The organism is Methylobacterium sp. J-070, from assembly GCF_022829385.1.
Lineage (GTDB): Bacteria > Pseudomonadota > Alphaproteobacteria > Rhizobiales > Beijerinckiaceae > Methylobacterium.
Window position 1 is genome coordinate 1 of the sequence record NZ_JAKSXX010000176.1, and the last position, 367, is coordinate 367.

Here is a 367-nt window from a genome sequence, read left to right on the forward strand (position 1 = left end):
TTCCCGAGCGTCGACATCTCGCCGTACTTACCACCGAGCAGCTCCTGTAGAGCGGCGGCCGCGTTAGGCTCAGGCTTCTTCGGCTCGGGCAGCTCCGTGAGGAGGCGGTCGATCTTCATGAACATGAGGGCAGCTCCGTCCGCGCGAGGTGCGCCCCCGGGCTACCATCCGCGAACCCAATCGTTCCTTCGCGCTTCGCGGATTCGCATAAAGAAGAGCCGACCTACATCAGGGGTGCAGCCTCGTATCGGAGCCTGTCGGACCAGGCTAGAACCCGCCCCGGGGGAGTGGGGCAGTCGTGGGCGCCAGGAGGTGGTCTGCGGTGAGCGTCAGCGGCCGAGCCGTCGCAATCACTTCCTTTGCTCTG

General features: G+C 65.4%; 1 protein-coding gene. It reads right to left on the reverse strand.

The window, feature by feature from the left end; genetic code table 11:
• Positions 1-125: manganese catalase family protein (locus MKL01_RS19230; RefSeq protein WP_243906804.1), on the reverse strand; the 125-nt coding region annotated here is incomplete at its 3' end.
• Positions 126-367 lie beyond the last annotated feature (242 nt).